This is a genomic window from Corallococcus silvisoli (assembly GCF_009909145.1).
In the GTDB taxonomy this organism is placed as follows: Bacteria; Myxococcota; Myxococcia; order Myxococcales; family Myxococcaceae; genus Corallococcus; species Corallococcus silvisoli.
The window spans coordinates 95,047-114,657 of sequence record NZ_JAAAPJ010000026.1; the positions used below are offsets into that span (position 1 = coordinate 95,047).

General features: G+C 69.5%; 16 protein-coding genes. 5 read left to right on the forward strand and 11 right to left on the reverse strand.

All coding sequences use genetic code 11. The features are described 5' to 3' along the window. Positions 1–13 precede the first annotated feature (13 nt). Entirely contained in the window at positions 14–1,201 is a 1,188-nt protein-coding gene (locus GTY96_RS34775; protein WP_143908676.1) for a cyclic nucleotide-binding domain-containing protein, read from the forward strand. A gap of 430 nt (positions 1,202–1,631) precedes the next feature. Further along, positions 1,632–1,949: a hypothetical protein gene (locus GTY96_RS34780; protein WP_143908639.1), complete on the forward strand. Its 318-nt coding sequence runs from the start codon at positions 1,632–1,634 to the stop codon at positions 1,947–1,949. A 9-nt stretch (positions 1,950–1,958) separates the two neighbouring features. Here GTY96_RS34780 and GTY96_RS34785 read toward each other — a convergent pair whose 3' ends face one another. The 7 genes from GTY96_RS34785 to aspD form a co-directional block, all read right to left on the reverse strand. Then, a complete protein-coding gene (locus GTY96_RS34785; protein WP_161666978.1) occupies positions 1,959–3,320 on the reverse strand; it encodes a hypothetical protein in 1,362 nt (453 codons plus the stop codon). A gap of 54 nt (positions 3,321–3,374) precedes the next feature. Next, positions 3,375–5,453, reverse strand: a complete 2,079-nt coding sequence (locus GTY96_RS34790; RefSeq protein WP_407926993.1) for an ATP-binding protein — start codon at positions 5,451–5,453, stop codon at positions 3,375–3,377. A 169-nt stretch (positions 5,454–5,622) separates the two neighbouring features. Then, positions 5,623–6,804 carry a hypothetical protein gene (locus GTY96_RS34795; protein ID WP_161666980.1) on the reverse strand — a complete coding sequence of 394 codons (1,182 nt, stop codon included), beginning with the start codon at positions 6,802–6,804 and terminating at the stop codon, positions 5,623–5,625. Positions 6,805–6,806: 2 nt separating this feature from the next. After that, positions 6,807–7,544, reverse strand: coding sequence for an ImmA/IrrE family metallo-endopeptidase (locus tag GTY96_RS34800; protein WP_161666981.1), 738 nt, complete (start codon positions 7,542–7,544; stop codon positions 6,807–6,809). Next, a complete protein-coding gene (locus GTY96_RS34805; RefSeq protein WP_161666982.1) occupies positions 7,541–7,906 on the reverse strand; it encodes a hypothetical protein in 366 nt (121 codons plus the stop codon). Before GTY96_RS34805 ends, GTY96_RS34800 begins: the two co-directional genes overlap by 4 nt. Further along, positions 7,893–8,495, reverse strand: a complete 603-nt coding sequence (locus GTY96_RS34810) for a sigma-70 family RNA polymerase sigma factor (RefSeq protein WP_161666983.1) — start codon at positions 8,493–8,495, stop codon at positions 7,893–7,895. The genes GTY96_RS34805 and GTY96_RS34810 overlap by 14 nt, the downstream gene beginning before the upstream one ends. Positions 8,496–8,732: 237 nt before the next feature. Then, a complete protein-coding gene (aspD, locus tag GTY96_RS34815; protein ID WP_161666984.1) occupies positions 8,733–10,415 on the reverse strand; it encodes an aspartate 4-decarboxylase in 1,683 nt (560 codons plus the stop codon). A 270-nt stretch (positions 10,416–10,685) separates the two neighbouring features. On the opposite strand from aspD, the gene hrpA reads away from it, so the two are divergent. The 3 genes from hrpA to GTY96_RS34830 all read left to right on the forward strand — a co-directional run bounded on the left by hrpA (position 10,686) and on the right by GTY96_RS34830 (position 16,133). Further along, the gene (gene hrpA, locus GTY96_RS34820; protein ID WP_161666985.1) at positions 10,686–14,396 is read left to right on the forward strand and encodes an ATP-dependent RNA helicase HrpA; all 3,711 of its coding nucleotides are present in this window, start codon (positions 10,686–10,688) and stop codon (positions 14,394–14,396) included. A gap of 167 nt (positions 14,397–14,563) precedes the next feature. Continuing rightward, positions 14,564–15,358, forward strand: coding sequence for a GNAT family N-acetyltransferase (locus GTY96_RS34825; protein ID WP_161666986.1), 795 nt, complete (start codon positions 14,564–14,566; stop codon positions 15,356–15,358). Positions 15,359–15,443: 85 nt separating this feature from the next. Next, on the forward strand, positions 15,444–16,133 hold the full coding sequence (locus GTY96_RS34830) for an iron-containing redox enzyme family protein (RefSeq protein ID WP_161666987.1): 690 nt from the start codon (positions 15,444–15,446) through the stop codon (positions 16,131–16,133). A gap of 19 nt (positions 16,134–16,152) precedes the next feature. Here GTY96_RS34830 and GTY96_RS34835 read toward each other — a convergent pair whose 3' ends face one another. The 4 genes from GTY96_RS34835 to GTY96_RS34850 all read right to left on the reverse strand — a co-directional run. Beyond that, positions 16,153–17,238: a helix-turn-helix transcriptional regulator gene (locus GTY96_RS34835; RefSeq protein ID WP_143908662.1), complete on the reverse strand. Its 1,086-nt coding sequence runs from the start codon at positions 17,236–17,238 to the stop codon at positions 16,153–16,155. 102 nt (positions 17,239–17,340) lie between these two features. Continuing rightward, on the reverse strand, positions 17,341–18,180 hold the full coding sequence (locus GTY96_RS34840; protein ID WP_161666988.1) for an alpha/beta fold hydrolase: 840 nt from the start codon (positions 18,178–18,180) through the stop codon (positions 17,341–17,343). After that, on the reverse strand, positions 18,180–18,956 hold the full coding sequence (locus GTY96_RS34845; RefSeq protein ID WP_161666989.1) for an alpha/beta fold hydrolase: 777 nt from the start codon (positions 18,954–18,956) through the stop codon (positions 18,180–18,182). Before GTY96_RS34845 ends, GTY96_RS34840 begins: the two co-directional genes overlap by 1 nt. A gap of 28 nt (positions 18,957–18,984) precedes the next feature. Next, on the reverse strand, positions 18,985–19,611 hold a 627-nt coding region (locus tag GTY96_RS34850), incomplete at its 5' end, for an AMP-binding enzyme (RefSeq protein WP_235686081.1).

The window sequence follows — 19,611 nt, forward strand, 5'->3', positions numbered from 1 at the left end:
ATGTGTGACGGACATGGCAGGCGACACGACGGGCAACAGTCGGGGTGGGTCGTTGCGAGGCGGCACGCTCCAGGCGGTGCAGTCCCTGGCGGCGCAGGGCGAGCCGGAGCGCGCGGCGCAGCTCTACGAGGAGCTGGGCGCGGCGCAGCGTGAGCGCCTGCGCAAGGAGGCCGCCCAGGGGTCCGCGAAGGAACGCCACTGGTTGGTGGACGTGCTGCGCCGGGCGCGCGACTTCACCGGGGCGGCGCGGCTGCTGGATGGCAGCGGTGACGACGTGAAGGTGGCGGACCTGTACGCGCAGGGCGGCCAGCACGTGGCGGCGGCGGAGGCCTACCTGCGCGCGGGCGAGGTGGAGCGCGCCGCGGCCGCCTTCGAGCGGGGCGGGGCGCTGGAGCGCGCGCTGGAGGTGTACCGGGGCCTGGGCGCTCGCGAGTCGATGGCGCATTGCCTGGTCCGCCTGGGGCGCCCCTTCGAGGCCGCGGACCTCTACCACGCGCTGGGGCAGTCGCACGCGGAGGCCGAGGCCCTGGGCGGCGTGCTCGTGGAGGACCCCCGCTACGTCGAAGCGGTGCTGCGCACCTGCAAGGTGCTGGACGCGGGCGGCTTCACGCACCGGGCGCTCGCGGTGCTGGCGGACGCGTTGAGCAGCGCCGACCACCTGCGAGTGGATCCGGTGCTGGTGACGGAGAAGGCGCGGCTGCTGCGGCGCATGGGCCTGGACATGGAGGCGGAGGCGCTGCTCGCGCGGCTGGCCGCGGGCGCGTCCGTGCCGGAGGCCAGCGGCTACCGCTTCCTCAAGGCCATTCCCATCTTCGGGGAGCTGCCGCTGGAGGACATGAAGGACCTGTACCGGCTGGCGCGGCCCGTGACGGCGGCGCCGGGCACGGTGCTCTTGGAGAAGGGCGCCCCCGGCACCGGGCTGCTGGTGCTGCTGGAGGGCACGGTGGACGTGTTCGCAGGCAACGAGCCCGCCGCGCGGCACCTCAACACGCTGGGGCCGGGCTCGTTCCTGGGGGAGATCTCCCTGGTGCAGGACGGCCCGGTGTCCGCGAACGTGCGGGCGAAGACCGCGGTGCGCGCGCTGCGCATCACCCGAGAGAGCTTCCAGCACTTCCTCGCCACGCACGACGCGGCCTCGCTGCACATCTACCGGCTCTTCACGCAGAGCCTCGCGGCGCGCGTGCGGGCGCTGAGCGGCTGAACGCCGAGGCAGGGGCGAACTCCTCCAGGCCCACGCGGATGAGCGGCTCCGCGTGGCCCGCGATGTGCTCGCACTCCACAAGGAGCGGCTGGGGAATGCGGAGCGCGCGACGACCCGGCGCTCCGGGCATGCGTGGCAGGTGAAGGCCGCGGCGGAGAACGTGATGGCGAAGCCGCGCGAGGATGGCTTCATCCGGCGCCGAGCAGAATCGCCTGAAGCCGTTCGTCTGGACACTCCCCGAGGCTGTTCGCTTCCCTGGCCTGGGGCCCGCTGACGGAGCGGTCGAGGGGGAAGCACAGGGTTGGGTTCCTGGCTCGGCGACTCCAGCTCCACCCGGAGCGAAGCAGGCGAGCGTGATGCGGGGGCCTTTCATGACCTCCCAGCGGCCCCCATCCTCCTGAACAACCCGCGCGTTCGGAAGGACACCCCCATGGCTTCAAACGAGGCACTGACGAAGCAGGCTCACGCGAACTGGCGCACGTGGCTGCCGTGGGTGGCCGCCCCCATCGCCGCGCTTCCGCTCCTGGGCGTGGGCGGTTCGCGACGGATGGGCTTCTTCAATGAAGTGGCCGCGGGCGTCGTCAGCCTGGGCCTGGTGTCGCTGAGCTTCATCGGGTTGAGCCAGCTTCCCCGGGCGCCCGTCCGCCCGGGGGGCGGGAAGGCGTGGAAGCGGTCTCCGAAGCACTTCCCCATCTCCGGCTCGATGGTGCCGGAGGAGTTCGCCGCGTCGACGGCGTCGGGCCACTGAGGGAGGGCGTCAGGGGCGGCGCTCGATGCCAATGGCGATGGAGGGGCCGGTAAGGGCCTCGCCGCTGCCGTCGGAGAGCGAGACGATGCCCAGGCTGGCGGAGAACACCGTGGTGCCGGAGCCTCCGGTGCCCTTGATGAAGCTGCGTACGCCCAGCTCGCCGAAGTTCCATCCGCTGACGGAGCCTCCTCCCGCGCCGAAGAGGGACAGGCTGGGCGTGAGGGGCACCTGGATCTCTCCGCGCCCGGAGCCGAAGCGGAACTGGTTGTCGCGCGAGAGGATGGAGGAGTTCCACGCGACGTGGAACCCATCGATGGCGCCCAGCCGCAGGACCTGTTGGACGGAGGGGCCGGCGTGGGACTGGCACAGGTTCTCGCCGTCGATGGGCTCGTAGGTGATGGGGTCGTAGGCGAACGTGGGGGCGCAGGACTTCTGGCCGAACAGCGCGCCCGCGCCAATGCCTACCTCGAGGAAGTCGGTGGCGTAGGACACAGCGACATAGGCGGAGCCTGGGGTGTGTCGCAGTCCGGTGCCGAGCCCGAAGCCCACCGGATCGAGCTGGGCGCTCAGGACCAGGGGCAGAGCACCCGGCCGCCACGCGACGAACGCATCCAGCAACAGGCCGCCCGCGCGGGCGGAGTGGCCCAGGCGGGTGGTGGCATCCAGCGCGAGGAAGGGGCGCGCATGGAAGCCATAGCGCAGGCGTGGCACGCCGGGCTCGGGGAAGAAGAGGCGCGCGGTGGTGGGCGCGTCGGTGAGGACGGCGGTGTCGCCCGCGCGCACGCTCTCGCCGCGGCCCAGGCGGGCGCGGGCGCTGTCCTCGCGGGACTCGGCGATTTCCAGCACGACCTCCCGGTCGTCATGCGTGCGGACGCGGACATGGGCGCCTTCGCGGAGTCCCGACGCCTCTCCTCCGGAGAGCGTCACATCGCCGTTCTGCACGGCGGTGACGGTGAGGTGGGCGGTGGCCGCCGGAGGAGGCGCGCGAGGGGAGGGCGGTGCTTCGGTGACGACGGTGAGCGCTGGTGTCGCGCTCAACGCGGAGGCCAGTGAGTCGGGCTGGGGCTGTTCGGGCGTGGCGAGGGAGAAGGCATGGGCCTCCTCGCGCTGCTCGATGGCGAGGAGCGACTGGCCCACGACGACGAGCCGCACGAAGCGCCGGCCTTCTTCGATGCGCCGCACGAGCTGGGGCGTGTCCCCGTCGAGCTTGAGCACGGCGATGCCGCCCCGGACGAGCGCGGCATAGGTCACGCCCTGGTGTGTGACGGAGTCGAGGATGGGGCCCAGGCCCAGGGTCTCCGCGGCGCGGGACGCAGGGGAGCTGGGGGCCTGGGCGATGATGGCGGACGTGATGAGGGCGGGGAGGAGCATCGAGGCCGTTCTATATCGCTCCACCCCCTGCCATTCCTGGACTTTGGGTGACGCTCAATCGACGAGCAGCCGCTTCACGGGCGCCGGATCCACGGCGACCATCAGGGGCCGGGTGAAGTTGCTGAAGGACACCAGCGCCTGACCCGGAGCGAGCCGGGAGACGCGGTTCCACAAGCTCTCGTCGATGCTGCCCACGGTCTTCTGCATCCGGCTGATGACCGCTCCGTCGGTGATCTTGTGGATGATGAAGTTGTTGAGCAGGGCCAGGACCTCATTGGGCAGATGCTGGGGGAGCTGCGTGACGAAGACGAGCCCCAGCCACCGCTTGCGGCCCCGCTTCGCGATGCGCGACACCTGTTCGAACAGCACTGGCATCTGCTTGATGCGGTTGGCGGACAGGAACTCATGGGCCTCTTCGATGATGATGAGGACCGGGGTGACTTCGCCGCCGTCACGGTCGGCCTTCTCGTAGGCGTCCTCCTGTCGCTCCTGGAGCCCGCGCAGGATGTCCGCGATGACCAGGTTGTTGAGCTGAGGCGAGTCCGTGTCTGACAGGTCGATGACGGACACCCGGCCGGGACTGAGCATCGCGTCGTACTTCACGCCCGCGGTGGTGCCTCGGTCGAAGATGTTGAGCCGCTTCAAGCGGTGGAGCTTGCTGGACAGGGCCTTCCAGCTGATCTCCGTGCGACTGCTCGCCGCGTATACGCGTTGCATCACCATTCCAGGATTGCTCTTGAACTCGCTCTGGAGCAGCGGCCCCCTGGGGAGCGGGGGCTGCGCGGCTTCAGGTTCCGCGTCCAGCGGCAGATCGTCCTGGGTGGGCCCACGCCGACGGGAGCGCGTCCTCGTGCCCGTGCTCCGGTCCTCGTTCTTGCCCTCGTCGCTGAGGCTGTAGAGATAGGCGTTCACCACGTCCAGCACGTGCTGGATGGTCATCCGAGGGAAGCCGGTGGACAGCTCGTCCACATCCATCACCAGCCGTTGCTGTTCCGGATCGTTCTTGTCGGTCGGGAAGATCTTGAAGTCCTGAAGCAGCAGCTTGGTGACGTCGTAGGCCTTGATGAAGCGCTCGTGCTGCGCGTCCGATAGCTCCAGGATCTCCGCGATGGCATACGGCGACAGGCTGGAGAAGTTCAGGGAGAAGCGATGCAGCGGACGGTGGCGCGGGTTGCGTGTCTTGCGCCCGTCCAGATGGTGGACGTGCAGGTCCTTCACCCCTTCTTCCTTGTGTCCTCGACGCTTGAGCGCCTCCAGCATCGCGGTGTGGTCGGTGGGCTGGTTGATGTGCGTGTATTCGCCCTCCACGTCGAACACGATGGTGGCGATGCCCGCGAGCTGCGCGCGGTGGATGAGCGTGGCGACGGTGGTGGACTTGCCGCCGCCGGTCGTCCCGATGATCCCCGTGTGCCGGGGCAGGACGGCCTTGTCGCGCGCGTTCAGCCGGGCCTCCATTCCTTCGTAACCCACCACCATCCCCAGGCTCAGGTCTCCGCCCACGCCCAGCACGCGCGCGCTCTCCTCCTCATCCAGGAGGAAGACGGGGCTCTGCGGCCGGGGTCGGAAGCGGGGTGGGTGCAGCGTTCCCTGGATCTCCTCGCCCAGCAGCTCCACTTCGGCGCGGCCATGGTAGTCGAACGTGTAGGTCAGCTTCTTTCCTTGGGTGACCACCCCAATGGCCATGGAGGAACTCGCGGGCACGGCGTTGGGCTCCGCGAAGGGACCGCCGACCACCAGCCCCAGATAGGAGCGGCGGTCCTCGCGTGACTTCACGCGCACCAGCGTCTGTGACGCCAGCCGGGGCAGGTCCTCCTTCGTCGACAGGACGGTGATGTGATTGTCCTGGCTGGTGGGCGTGTCGAAGTGGGTGAAGCCCACCGCGAAGGCCAGTTCGGGGTCGGCCTTCACCGCCGCCTGGGCCTCCTTCTGCGCCGCCGCCAAGGCATGGATGACCTCAGGGGGCGTCTCCTGGATGACGGCGTTGCCGCCCGAAGGACGGGAGGGAGGTCGGTTGCCGGCGGGTGGCGCTGGCGGCGCCTGGACCCGGTTCGGGAGCATGGGCAAGGGCGACGAACGTCCCTGCGTGCCATCCACCCCTCTTGGGCCTGGCTGTTGCGCGGAGACAGGGCGCATTCCGGGCCCGGCCGGAGGAGGCAGTCCAGGACCGGCCGGACGGCTGTGGCCGTTCATCGGATGCGGTGCCTGTCCGTTGAGGCTGGGGCTGCCATTTCGCGGCGGGTACTGCCCCGGGTTCCCAGGGCCTCGGCCATTGTCAGACATGGATGTGTTCCCCTCGGAGGGACTAGCGACGCATCTTTCGTACGTTCAGGTACTGGAGACTGAGATCGGCCTGGGCATAGGCGTCCTGGACGAGGCCCTGGAAGCCGTCCTCGCCGAAGACGCTGTGGCAGGTCATCGCGGCGACATCCAAGAGCATGGGGAAGCCCTGCTCCGGGCGCAGGATGCTGTCCGCCATGGCGATGCGCACCGCGAAGTGGACGTGCTCCTGGTGCGCGTAGAAGAGGCGGGGCGGTGAGTTGTTCGACGCGCGGTACAGCCCCATGACGACCTGGGGGCAGTACTCGCGGACAAAGGCGGTCGCCATCCTCAATCCCTCTTCGTCGTACCGCCAGCCATCCAGGATCTCCTGACCGTACGTCTCCAGCGTCTCGAGGATGGCGTACTCGCCCATGTCGAGCGAATGCCCCAGCGTGAGGAAGCCCCGGTGCTCGAGTCTCTCGGTGACGAAGACGAACTTCTGCTGCCGGTCCACGAGATTCCTGAGCATCTGGATCGATGCCTCCAGCAGCCCCCGGTAGCCAGACCCGGTGACGAGCTCGTAGGGGAGCGGGTTTCCCAGCCCGATGCGCCACTCCGCCTGGAGCCGTTCGACAAGGATGGCCCGCTCCGCGTAGGTGCGGATGCCTCGGGTGGCCAGCCTCGACAGGCTGTCCTTGTTCCGAGGCGCCTTGCGCGAGCGTGTCTCCCGCTGCTCGATGTAGTCCCGGGCCTGCTTGAAGGGGTCGTCCATCTGGAACGTGACCTCCTTGCGGAACAGCCGCTGGGAGAATGTCCCGGAGGAGCCGCCATAGCCGACCGCGGCGATGCCCAGCTGCGTGATGCCCAGCGCCAGCGTGTCGTGGGACACCGCGCGTCCGTTCACCGCCTCCACGTTGCCCCGGAAGAGGTATCCGTCGAGAACCGCCCGCAGCTGGGCCTCGGTCGCGTGGTAGACGCCCGCGCCCTTGGGGGCATGGGGGCCCGTCTTCAGGAGCGGCAGCAGCTTCTCGCGCACGGTGGCGCGGAGCACGTCCTCCTTGCGCATGGCGCCGCCAATGTGCTCCCGGAAGGCACGCAGGATGGCTTCCACGTCAAAGCCATCCGCCCACCGTTCCAGGTCGAGCGTCTGGGCCAGCGTCTCGCCGAAGGACTCGAGGTAGTCCCTGTCGCCCGCGAAATCATTGTCGTCGAGGGGATCCGACATGGCTAACTCGGGCTCCTTTCGCCCAGCACGGATGCCAGGGAGAAGCGAGGGGCACCTGCTCGCCTGCGCAGCACCCGCGCATAGGCTTCGGCCTTCCGGAGTGGCAGGCCGAACGACCGCTGGAGTCGTGCGGCCTGCTCCTCATGGGTGCCTTGCTTCATGAATGGCGATGCGACGGATTCGGGCGCGAGCCATTCAAAGGCGAGGCGGTCCGCGCGTTGCTCGGCGCGGAAGACATCCCCGGTATCGATGGCGCCGGTGTCGTCCCGCTCCATCAGGTGGCTCTGGTCTTTCACCGGGACGCCGTCCAGCGCCGAGGTCAGCAGCTGCTCCTGCGTGGGGCGCTCCTGATTGTCGAGCACGGGAAGGATGCTCTCGCCAAAGAAGCGGAGCGCCCTCCGTCGTGGGGTCAGATGGTCGAGAACGAAGTGTGCGAGCTCGTGCGCGCACGTGAACCGCTGCTCTTCGACGGGGTCGCTGCGAGAGTAGAAGAGGAAGGCCGTCCCTCGCATGGGCACGATGCAGCCATGCATGTCCCGGTCGTCGTTTCCCTTGACGGGAATGGACTTCCATCCGCGCCGGGAGAGGTAGGCGCGGATGGAGTGGGGGCGCACCTCATCAAGGCAGACGAAGCTGACCGGCAGGATCTTCTGCGCGTCCGCGACGATGGCGCGAGGAAACGTGCCTGGCAGGGGGAGCCCCGCCAACTCGAGCGCGTCCCTCAGCCAGCGCTCCCTCATGATTTCTTCTCGCGGTCACGAGCGGCCAGCACGATGTCCCGCTCCCCATGATCAAAAGGGCTGTTCTCCTCGGCGATGAGCGCTGCCGTGGCCTCCATGTCACGCAGGACCTTGGAGAGTTCGAAGGAGTCGATGCCGAAGTGCTCGGCGATCTGGTTCACGTGCTCGGAGAACGTCGCTCCTTCGGGCTTCCGGCACAGGGAGACCCAGTGGAGTGTTTCCACGGTGCAGCCCAGCCGCTGCGCGAGCGCCTGGACCGACAGCTCTTCCAGGTCTCGGTACCAGGCGAACACAGAGCCCAGCATCTCCGGAACACGCGCACCACGTTCGGCCGCTGCTTCCAGCCAGTCAGGATTCGTCATGGGAGTCCTCCTCCTTTCCGAGCCGCCTCAGCTGCTTGAAGAGGCGATCGCGGTTCTGCTTCACCACCCGCTTCCGTTCGGTCTCGGGCAGCGCTTCCATGCCCAGCGGGCGGGCCAATTCCAGGGTTGAGCTCTCTCCCTGAAGGACCAGCCTGAGCATTCCCAAGTCGCTGGGCTTCAGGTTTCGGCGCTCGAGTCTCTTCAGGGCCAGGGCGGTTTCCACGGCTGCCTCCATCACTTCTTTCGGAGGCCTCGCCCGGAGTTCGACGACGTCCGCGTATTTCTGTTCGCGCAGGAGCCGCCGCTGGTTGGAACGCCGTGAGTCCAACACATTCATCTTGGCCGCATGCGTCAGGTAACTGCGCAGGAGCGATTGCTGCCGGTCATAGCGCTCGGGGTCGGTCAGGTAGTCGAAGACCGCCCGGAGCGCGCAATCCCGAGCTTCTTCCGCGTCGCAGTGCATCTCCGTCGTCAGCGTCCTCAGCATGAATGACATGAAGAGCTTGAAGACCTCGGTGTTCGCGACGGGCATCCGCTTCACGACCCGCTCGTGGAGCGCCCACTCCTCTTCTCTTGTTGGGAAGCTCATCCCCCACACCTCGTTGCCATGCACATGCCCGCTTTCAGGTTTGGCGACGGTTCGTCTGGACTTTCGTTACAGCCCTGGGAAGTTCGACGACGAAGCGTCTCCGTCCGAGCCGGGAGGTTGGCGGCATCAAGGACCGGTGTCTGTACCTCTGAGGGGGTACTGCCTTTAAGGACATGGGTCCTTCGCGATCCCCCCCCCGGATCGAAAAGGACCCCGTGATACGTCATTGCGCGTGGCTCAGTGCAGGTCTGGAGGCAGCGCGCCCCCGGCCTCCAGCCATTCATCAATGGCCCGGCGCACGACGTCCTGGAGGTCGCTTCCGATCCGCGGATAGGCCGTCTCATCCAGGTTCGCCAGCGAGACACGGGCGGACCAGGGAGGTCCTTCGAAGCCACTGCCGTTGAGCAACACCACGCCGTGGCGGCGAGCCAGCGTGAACACGATGTCCAGCGGGTCGTGGTGCGCCTCCACGAAACGGATGAAATCCTCGCCAATGTGCTCGCGGCACCAGGCCTCCAGATCCAGCGTCTGATAGTAGGCCGTGCGCAGCGGGTCTTTCTTCAAGTGAAGGCCCATGCCTTCGAACAGCGCCTCGAGCCGTTCGTGGCAGATGCGCTGGCAGCGCTTCTTGTAGACGTCGTGCTTGTCCAGCAGTGAGAACAGCGAGAACAGCGTCATCTGCAGTTGCTGCGGCAGCGACAGGCCCGCGGTGTGGTTCAGCGCCACGGCCCGGCTGTCCGCCACCATCCGGTCGATGAACTTCATCCGGTCCGGGTCCAACGTGATGGAGCCGTAGCGCTTCTCCAGACGAGCGCGCTCCGGCGCGGGCTGCCGCGCGAGGGCTTCATCCAGGATGTTGTCCTCATGCAGGGCCACCACGCCCAGCCGCCAGCCCGTGCAGCCGAAGTGCTTGGAGTACGAGTAGACCAGCAGCGTGTTGCGCGGCAGGTCCGCGGCGAGCGAGCGGAAGCCGTTGACGAACGTGCCGTAGACATCATCCGTGATGATCAACAGGTCCGGCCGACGCGTGCGCACCAGCTCCACCAGACGGTCGATGGACTCCTTCCGGATGGCCACCGCGCCTGGGTTGGAGGGATTGACGACGAAGAAGGCCTTGATGCGCGGATCCTCCAGCTTGCGCAGCTCCGCGTCCGGGTACTGCCACGTGTGCATCCCATCCTTCGTATGGGTGCGCTGCTGGATGTCCACCGTGCGCAGGTCGAACTCCTCCAGGCGGGGAATCTCCAGGTACGGCGTGAAGATGGGGGCCCCCAGGGCGATGGTGTCTCCCTTGCGGAGCAGGCCGTTCACCATCAGCGACCGGAAGAGATAGGTCATCGCCGCGGTGCCCCCCTCGACCGCGAAGAGGTCGAAGCGGCCATGGTGCGGCTTGCCGCCGCACAGCTCCCGCATCAGGTACTCGTGCACGATGCGCTCGGCATGGACGAGCATCCGGTCCGGCACCGGGTAGTTGTCTCCGATGACGGCGTCGGTGAGCTCCCAGACGAACCGGTCGGGGTTGAAGCCGAGCTCCGTCTCTCCGTATGCCAGCGCACCGCGCAGCAACTGCACGGCCTCCGCGTCGTCGCTCGCATCCAGGAAGTCGTGCAGGCGCCGGGCGATGCCCGGCGACCTCGGCATGCCCGCGAGCCCCACGTCTGGCTCATCCCAGGCGCGCCGGCTCTCCGCGAGCGCGAACTGGCCCAGCAGGAAGAAGGCCTCGCGGGGCGTGGTCGCGATCCAGTTGGGGTTGCCTCGGCCCGCGTTGAGCATCACCGCCGCCCGGGTCTTCACGGCCTCGTCGGCGACATGGATGAGCTCGTCCTTCAGCTCGAAGGGGCTGAGCTTGCGCAGCTCACTTTCAGAGGGAGTCTCCTCATCGGAGGGAGACAGCGAGTCCTCGGGCGTCTGCTCGGTCATGGCGGCCACCTCCAGCGTCCGCTCAACAGTGAGTCACCCTCCAGGCGCGAACCATGGGCCACGGGGAAGGGGGAGCGGCACCAGCGAGCGGCGCGACGGTGGAGCGCCGGGGGCGCCGGGGGCGGACCCCTCCCACCGCGCGTGCCTCCCTGGGTCGGCCCTGGTGCCAGCGGGTGTGCGGGGAGCAGTCCCCCAGGAACGCCAGGCGCGCAGGCGAACACACGATTCGTCAGGGGCGGAGCGTGCGCTTCAGTGCTAGGCCATGGTGCCATGTCCGGCGACTCACCCGTTCCCACCTCCGGCGGCTTGCCCACCCTGCACTTCCCCCCCGAGCTCCCCATCTCGAGCCGGGTGGAGGACATCACCGCGGCCATCACCTCCCATCAGGTGGTCATTGTCGCGGGCGCCACCGGCTCCGGGAAGACGACGCAGCTTCCGAAAATCCTGCTCGCCATGGGGCGCGGCCGCCCGCGCCAGATTGGCGTCACCCAGCCCCGGCGCATCGCCGCGACGAGCGTGGCGGCGCGTGTGGCACGCGAGCTCGGCACGGAGCTGGGCACGGACGTCGGCTACCAGATTCGCTTCGAGGACCGCTCGTCACGGCGGACGGCCGTGAAGTTCATGACCGACGGGGTCCTGCTCGCGCAGATTCACAGCGACCCGCTCCTGAGCCGCTACGACACGATCGTGCTCGACGAGGCCCACGAGCGCAGCCTCACCATCGACTTCCTGCTCGGGTGGCTCAAGCGCATCCTCCCCAGGCGCCCCGACCTCAAGGTCGTGGTGAGCTCGGCCACCATCGAGACCGAGCGCTTCTCGCAGTTCTTCGGAGGGGCTCCGGTCATCCAGGTGGAGGGCCGTACCTTCCCGGTGGACGTGCTCTACGAGCCGCCTCCCGAGGACGCGGAGCTCGCCGACGCCGTCGCCGATTCGGTGGCGAACGTGCTCTCGCTCGACCCGGACGGGGACGTCCTCGTGTTCCTCCCCGGGGAGCGCGAGATCCGCGAGGCCGAGAACGCGCTGAACGCGCGCGAACTGCGCGGCACGGTGGTGCAACCCCTGTATTCGCGCCTGTCGGCCTCCGAGCAGTCGCGCGTCTTCGCCACCATCCCTCAGCGCCGGGTCATCCTCTCCACCAACGTCGCGGAGACGTCCGTCACCATCCCGGGGATCGTGTACGTCGTGGACACGGGGGTGGCGCGCCTGTCTCGCTACGAGCCACGCTCGGGCACCACGCGCCTGCACATCGAGCCGGTCTCCCAGGCCAGCGCCGACCAGCGCAAGGGGCGCTGTGGCCGCGTGCGCGAGGGGATCTGCGTGCGCCTCTACGACGAGGTGAGCTTCACCACGCGGCCCGCCTTCACCGACCCGGAGATCAAGCGCACCGGGCTCGCGGGGGTCATCCTGCGGATGAAGTCCCTCGGCCTCGGTGACGTCGAGGACTTCCCCTTCCTCGACCCGCCCCAGCCGAAGGCCATCGCCGAGGGCTGGCGGGTGCTCGAGGAGCTCGGGGCCATCCAGGGCAAGGAGCGCGCCTTGACGCCGCTCGGCCACCAGCTCGCGCGCTTCCCGGTGGACCCGCGCATCGCGCGGATGATCCTCGCCGGCGCCGAGTACGGGTGCCTGGACGAGGTGCTCATCATCGCCGCGGCGCTCAACCTTCAGGACCCGCGCGAGCGGCCTAGGGAGCTCGCGCAGAAGGCGGACGCGCTGCACGCGCGCTTTCGTGACGAGCACTCGGACTTCACGGGGCTCCTCAAGCTGTGGGCGTTCGTGCGCGAGGCCGAGGGCCGGGGGACGTCCCATCTGCGGCGCGTGTGCCGGGACAACTTCCTGTCCTTCCTGCGGGTGCGCGAGTGGCGGGACGTCCAGCGCCAGCTCGAGGAGACCGTCCGCGAGCTGCGCCTGTCGCGCAAGGGCCGGGGCGCCCCGGCGCGCGGGGACGTCCTGCACCAGGCGCTGCTCACCGGGCTGCTGTCCCGCATCGGCCAGTGGAATCCGGAGCAGCGCCACTACACGGGCGCGAAGCAGACGCGCTTCATGGTTCACCCCTCGTCGGCGCTCGCGAAAAAGCCCCCCGCCTGGGGGATGGCGTTCGAGCTCGTGGAGACGTCCCAGTTGTTCGCGCGCACCGTGGCGAAGCTCGACCCGGAGTGGCTCGCGGCGGCGGCCCCCCACCTGCTCAAGCGCAGCTTCTCCGAACCGCACTGGTCGGAGAAGTCCGCGCGCGCCGTCGTGAAGGAGAACGCGACCCTCTTCGGGCTTCAGGTCTTCAAGGAGCGCCCGGTGGCCCTGGCCAGCATGGACCCCGCCCGGGCGCGGCTGATGTTCCTGGAGCACGCCCTGGTGCGCGGCGAGTACCGCACCCGGGGGGCGTTCCAGGAGGAGAACCGCGAGGTGCTCGAGCGCGTGGCGCGCCTGCGGGACAAGGCCCGACGCAGCGAGCTGCTCGACAGCGAGGCGCTGCTGACGTTCTTCGACCAGCGCCTCCCGGCGGACGTGACGGACGGAGCGAGCTTCGAGGCCTGGCGCCGCAAGGCCGAGGCGGCCGACCCCGACGTGCTCGTCCTCTCGATGGAGGATGCCCTCTCGCACGACCCGGGCCTGTCCCCGGCGCACTACCCGGATGCCATCACCCTGCACGGCGCGTCCGTGCCGGTGACGTACACCTTCGACCCCGCGGCCGAGGACGACGGCATCACCCTGAGCGTGCCGCTGCTGCTGCTCGCCCAGCTGGCCCCGGGGGAGCTCGACTGGACCATCCCCGGGTGGCAGCGGGAGAAGCTCACCGCCCTGCTCGAGCAGATCCCCCGCGCCCAGCGCAAGCAGCTGGGGCCGGTGCCGGCCCTGGTCGACCGTCTCGAGAAGGAGCTGGTGCCCTTCCGCGGGCCGCTGATTCCAGCGCTCGCGCGCGCGGTGTCCCGGCTGTGCGGCGTGGACGTGCCCGAGGAGTCCTTCCGGACGGATGTCGTGGCGCCGTACCTGCGCATCACGCTCCGGGTGCTCGACGAGCGGGGGAAGGAGCTCGCGCGGAGCCGCGACGCCGACGCGCTGCTCGAGCAGCACGGGGGACGTGCACGGGCGGTGCTGCGCAGCGTGGCACCGGCTTCGGACTGGGAGCGAAAGGGGCTGACCGCCTGGACCTTCGGCGAGCTGCCCCCCGTGGTCGCCCGGCGGGTCGGCGGGCTCGAGCTCCGCAGCCACCCCGCGCTCGTCGATCGGGGCGCCGCCGTGGACCTGGTGCTGCTCGAGACCTCGGCCGCCGCCGACGCGGCCACGCGCACGGGGGTCCGTCGGTTGCTGATGATCGCCGCGCGCGGGCATGTGGCCGTCAGCGCCGCGCGCATGCCGCCGCCCTTCCCATCCCTGGACGGCGCGCCGCCCGCACGAGGTCAGGCCGACAGCTTCCGGGCGCTCGTCCTCGCACGCAGCGTCGATGATGCGTTCAAGCTCGCACCGGGCGCGCCGCTGCCCCGCACGAAGGCGGCCTTCGAGGCGCTGGTCCAAGAGGGCTCGCCGCGCATCGAGCAGGTGGCCCGGGACTGGGCGAACGCCGTCGTCGCCACCTCCATGGAGCTCTCCGAGACGCTCGCCGCGCTCAAGGCCGCATCCAAGGGGCCGAGCGGCGCGGCGGCCGTGCGGGACATCCGCTCACAGCTCGGGCAGCTGTTCCCCGAGAAGCTCATCGAGTGGATCCCCCTCGTGCGCCTGCTGAGCTACTCGCGCTACCTCCGCGCGGCCCGAGCACGGCTGTCGCGTGCGGTGGCGAACCCCAGCAAGGACGCGGGGAAGGCCGCGCCCTTCACCCCCCTATGGGAGGCCTTCCTCGCCAGGTGCGCCACCGCCCGTGACCAGGAGGCGGCGCAGGAGCTGCGGTGGGCTTTCGAGGAGCTCCGCGTGGCCATCTTCGCTCCGGAGGTGACGACGCCCGTGTCGGTGACGGTGGCGAAGGTCGGCGCGGCCCTCGCGGCCCTGCGCTAGACGCGCGGGGTTGTGCGTCCTCGGAGCACGGGAAGCGGGGGATGAGCTCGGGCCAAGTCTACCGGTGCGGAAAAAAGACAACCCGGGAGCGCACTTGGCCGAGCAGCGGCGAATGAATGGGGGAGTCGGGCACACAGCCCGGCTCGCGCACTGGAAGCGAGCCCCCCATGTCCTCACTGAGTTGCCGTGTCGCAACAGCCCAACGCGACCTGGATGACGCGCTCCGCGTTCGTTATCAGGTCTTCGGAGAAGAGCTGCGGATGCTGGGGCCCAAGCGCCCCCGCGCGCCGCGCGAGGCCGACTGCTTCGACACCCTGCGGACCACCGCGCACGTCGTCGTCTACGCGGACGCCGAGCCCGTGGCCACCACCCGCCTGCTGACGCCCAACGCGGAGGTGGCCACCTTCGCGGACACGCTCGTGGGGTTGGACATCGAGAAGAAGCTGGACCTCACGGAGCTCGCCGCGCCGGGCCGCGTGTTCGCGGAGACGACGCGCTACTGCGTCACCCGGCGCTACCGCAACTCCGCGGTGCTGCGCCTCCAGGCGGGCCTCTACCGCGAGAGCCGCCGCCGAGGCGTCACGCATTGGATCGCCGCCGCCAACATGGAGACGGACTGTCAGGAGGAGGCGGCCCTCTACTTTCAAGCCGCCGAGCGTCGGGGCTGGGTGAGCGACCGCTTCCGGGCGCGCACCCGCGAGTTTCCGGCGCCTCCGCGGGAACCCCTCGCGGCCCGCCTCACCGCGGAGCAGCGGGCCCACGCCCGCCGGGGGCAGCTGGACACTCTGCGCATGCCCCCCGTGCTGTCGCTGTTCGCGGACAAGATGGGCGCGCGCTTCATTGGCCCGCCGCACTTCGATCCCACCTTCAACCGCTTCACGGTGCCGCTCGTCGCGGCGCTGGATGAGATTCCCCAGAAGACGCTGAACCTCTTCGACGCGATGGACGCCGACGCCGCCTGAACCCAGGCCGGCGCGCTCCTTCCTCCCCCTTCACCCTCAACGCCACACCCACCGGGCCTCCAGGGGCCCCTGACAGGAGACGTGTATGTGCAAGCAGCCCCGGAATGAGCAGACGACGAAGACGGACTGGATGGACTCCCTGCGGCACGAGGCGCGGATGCTCGTGCGGGAGCTGGACACGGCGCCCGGCGCCCGGCGCCTCTTCGAGGGTCGCATCCACCAAGACGACTACGTGTACTACCTGGTGCAGACGTACCAGTACGTGCGCTGGAGCACGGAGTTCCTGACGGAGTCCGGCGAGCGCATGAAGCGCGAGGGCCAGAACACCGCGCTCGCGGACCTGCTGCTCCAGAAGTCCGCCGAGGAGGAGGGCCACGAGCGCTGGCTCCTGGCGGACCTGAAGAACCTGGGCTGGACGCAGGAGCGCGTGGAGCGGGCGCCCATCTGCCCCGCGGTCAGCGCCTACGTGGAATGGAACCGCTTCACCACGCGGTCGGGCACGCCCACCGCGTTCCTCGGGACGGCCTACGTGCTGGAGTACCTCTCCGTGAACCGCGCGCCGGACTCCGTGGACCGGCTGATCGCGGACAGCGGCATCGCCAACATCCACAAGGCCGTCACCTTCCTGCGCGGCCACGGCAACGCGGACGGCGACCACGTGGCCGAGCTGGAGTCGGTGCTGCGCACGCTCACGTCTCCGGAGGAGCAGGCCGCGCTGCTGATGTCCGCCCGCATGACGCGCGCCGTGTTCCCGCACTTCTTCCGGGACCGCTGAGCCGCCTTCCGGACCCGCGCTACCCCGGCTTCTGCCTCCAGGCCGCGTGGTAGAGCAGGTCCGTGCGGCTCTCCATTCCCAGCTTGGGGAAGATGTTGCGCAGGTGCGTCTTCACCGTGTTGAGCGTCAGGCCCAGGTCCTCGGCGATGGTCTCGTTCGTCCAATTGCTGAGGACCCCCTGGACCACCTCGGCCTCCCGCTTGGAGAGCTTCAAGCGCCAGAGGTCCGGCATCGGGATGGCGCGCGAGCACTCCTGCAACACCACCACCCAGGGGCGGCTGCCGTGCTGCTCGGGCAACTCCACGAACGTCACCTTCAGGTCGTGCTTCTCCCCCGAGCGCATCCACGTGTCCATGCCCAGCGTCTTGCGCGTCGTGGGGTCGCCGCGCAGCCGGCGCAGGTGCTCGCGCAGCTCCACGGGCAGTTCCGCGTCGTTCGCCTCCAGGGCGGGATACCAGCGCTTGAGTAGCTCCGTCGCGCCCGGTGTCCGCAGCTTCTCCCGCTCCGGGGGATCCATCACGACGCACTCGGCCCCCTGGTGACGGAAGAGCGCGTCCAGCAGGTCGCCGCGCCGCGCTTCGTTCCCGAACAGCCGGCAGTTGCGCACCGTGTTCACCAGGTAGGGCGTCAGGTCATCCAGGAGGGCCTGCTCCCGCGCGGAGAAGGGCAGGGCGTGCTGCCGGTACACCGTGAAGCCCGCGTGCCAGTCCTGCCGCAGGTCCAGGAGCACCGCCATCACGTGCTCCAACGGCAGCCCCAGCTCCCGGCACCGCAGGTACAACAGGCTGCGCTTCAACTCCTTGCGCGACAGCATGTCCGAGTCCCGGAGCGGCACGTTCGGCTGCTTCATCACCGACTCCCGCACGAAGTCCACGGCGGCCAGCTCCGGGTAGTGCGCGAAGAGGATTCCGGGGGCGCCCAGGCCCATCCATTCGTATTCACCCGGGCGCTCCGGCCTCGACACGCAGAGGGCCGCGTAGTCGCAGGGCAACAGCTGCGCGATGGCGCCCTGCGCGTGCGCCAGGACCTCCGTCAGGTCCAGCGAACTGGAGAGGGCCTGGGTCAGCTCGAGCAGGAGCGCTTGTTCGCGCGCGGTCAGGTTCAACGGGGCCTCCCTTCATCCGGTGCACGCACGGACATAGCGGCCGGGAGGCGGAGGGGTCTGTACCCCGGAAGAGGGATGGACGGGCCCCGCCGCGGGCCGGCTTCAGCCCGTCAGCGCCCGAGGGGGGACGCTGCCCACGGCCCACGCGGTCAGCTTGCGCAGCAGCTCCGCGCGGTCCTCCGGCACGGAGAAGAGGTGGTCCGCGCGCGGATAGAAGGCGTAGGTGACGCGGCCCTCCAGCTTCAGCGGCGAGAGCATCTCGAAGAACTGGCGCTCGTAGTTGTAGGAGAGCCCCATGCCTCCGGAGAACACGAAGCACAGGCTGACGCCGCGGTCCAACAGGCGCTGGTAGTCGTCCGTCAGCCGCGCGCGCTCGGGGTACTCGCGCGTGTAGACCTCGTCCGCCTCACCGGCCTCGCGCAGCCTGGAGGGCAGCTTCCGCTTGCGCAGGAAGCGGGTCCAGCGGCGGGGGCTCAGGTAGCGCAGGTGGAAGCGCAGGTGGTAGCCCAGCGTGCGGTATGTGTACCCGTCGATGAAGGCCGCGCCCGTCACGCGCGGATCCTCCACCGTCACCGCGTGCGCGCTGTCCACGCCAGAGCACAGGCCGATGAGCGCGAAGCGCTGGTGGCCCTTCTTCTGCTCCAGGTAGTCGAGCGCCGCGCGCGTCTCCTCCCGCGCCCGCTGGAACTCGTCCGCGCCGCCCTCGCGGCGGGGGGGGCTGTCGCCCAGGCCGGACAGGTCGAAGCGCAGCGTGGTGACGCCGCGTCCCGCCAGCTGTCGCGCCAGCTCCACCCACAGCCGGTACGGCCCCACGTGGTGGTTGAGGCCCACGTTGGAGAGCACCACCACGGGCGCCCCCGGCAGCACCTTCGTGGGCTCCGGCTCCGTGAGGATGCCCACGAGGCTCTGCTCGGGGCCGAAGGAACAGACGCGCTCGCGCATCACGCGACCTCCTTCAGGAGCGAGGTGATGGTCTGGAGGATGCGGTTGGACAGGAGCGCGGACTCCTGGCCTCCCGTGCCTTCCTCCGGCACCAGGTGGTGCTGGAAGGGCAGGCCCGTCGCCTCCAGGCGCGCCTGGAGGCGCTGATATTCAGGCTTGGGCGCGGCGGCCACCAGGTGCGTGCGCGTCGTGGGCCACGCGGACAGCGCGGCCAGGTCCACCGCGAGGACGTCGTCGCGCAGGGGGCGGGGAAAGGCGAAGCCCAGCAACTCCTCGCGCATCTCCAGCGGGCTGTCGGGCTGCGGGAAGAGGGTGCGGGCGGCGCGGCGCGCCTGGAGCAGCTCCAGCTCCCGCAGGTACGCATCCCCCTTCACCACCGGCTCCCAGAGGACGAGCGCGGCGGTGGACAGTCCCTCCAGTGCGGCACGCACCGCGAGCGTCGCGCCCATCCGCAGGCCCACGAGCGCCACGCGCTGCACGCCCGTCACGTCCTGCAACTCCGTGGCGGCCTGGCGGATGTCCTGCGCCCAGGTGGCCAGTCGGCCCTCTTGCATCTCTCCGGCGGAGTCTCCCGTGCCGTAGTAGTCGAAGCGGAAGACGTGGAACCCCTCGCGCGTGAGCATGCCCGCCAGCTTCCGGAAGGCCCAGTGCGTCAGCATGTACTCCTGGGCGGCCGGATAGCAGAGGACCACCCCGGTGGAGCGCTCGGAGCCCTGCGCGGGGTGGTGGACTCCGAAGAGCTGTCTTTCGGAGGTGCCGAAGAAGCAAGGCGTCACGGTCTGACCCATCTCCTCGAAGGGTCGCTCAGTCCGAGCGTCCCGGCAGGTTCCGCTTCAGCTTATTGAACAAGCGTTGCGCCAGGGGAACAGAAGTCTCCTGGGTGGCGGCCTTTGTCGACGCGACCGGTTGCGTCGTGGTCGGGGCCGCCACGGGCACCGGGGGCGCGATCTGCGAGGCCACCTGCTCCAGCGTGTTGAGCAGGAGCGTGCGTGGGTGCAGCTCCTGGTTCAGCTCCTTCCGGACGCGCATCACGACCTGGAAGGACAGGAGCGAGTGCCCGCCGATGTTGAAGAAGTTGTCGTGCACGCCCACCTGCGCGATGCCGAGCACTTCCCTCCAGATGCGCGCCAGGTGCTTCTCCGTCTCCGTGCGCGGCGCGACGAAGGCGTCCTCGACGGGCCGCGCGGTGCCCGCCGGAGGCGGCAGGGCTTTGCGGTCCACCTTGCCGTTGGGCGTGAGCGGCAGGGCCTCCAGCTCCACGAAGTGCTGCGGCACCATGTACTGCGGCAGCTGCGAGCGCAGGTGCTTGCGCAGCTCCGTGTCCGTGTAGGCCTCTCCCGGCTTCGTCACCAGATACGCGACGAGGCGGCGGTCTCCGGGGCGGTCCTCGCGGACGAGGGAGACGGCCTGGGCGAGAGAGGGGTGGGAGGC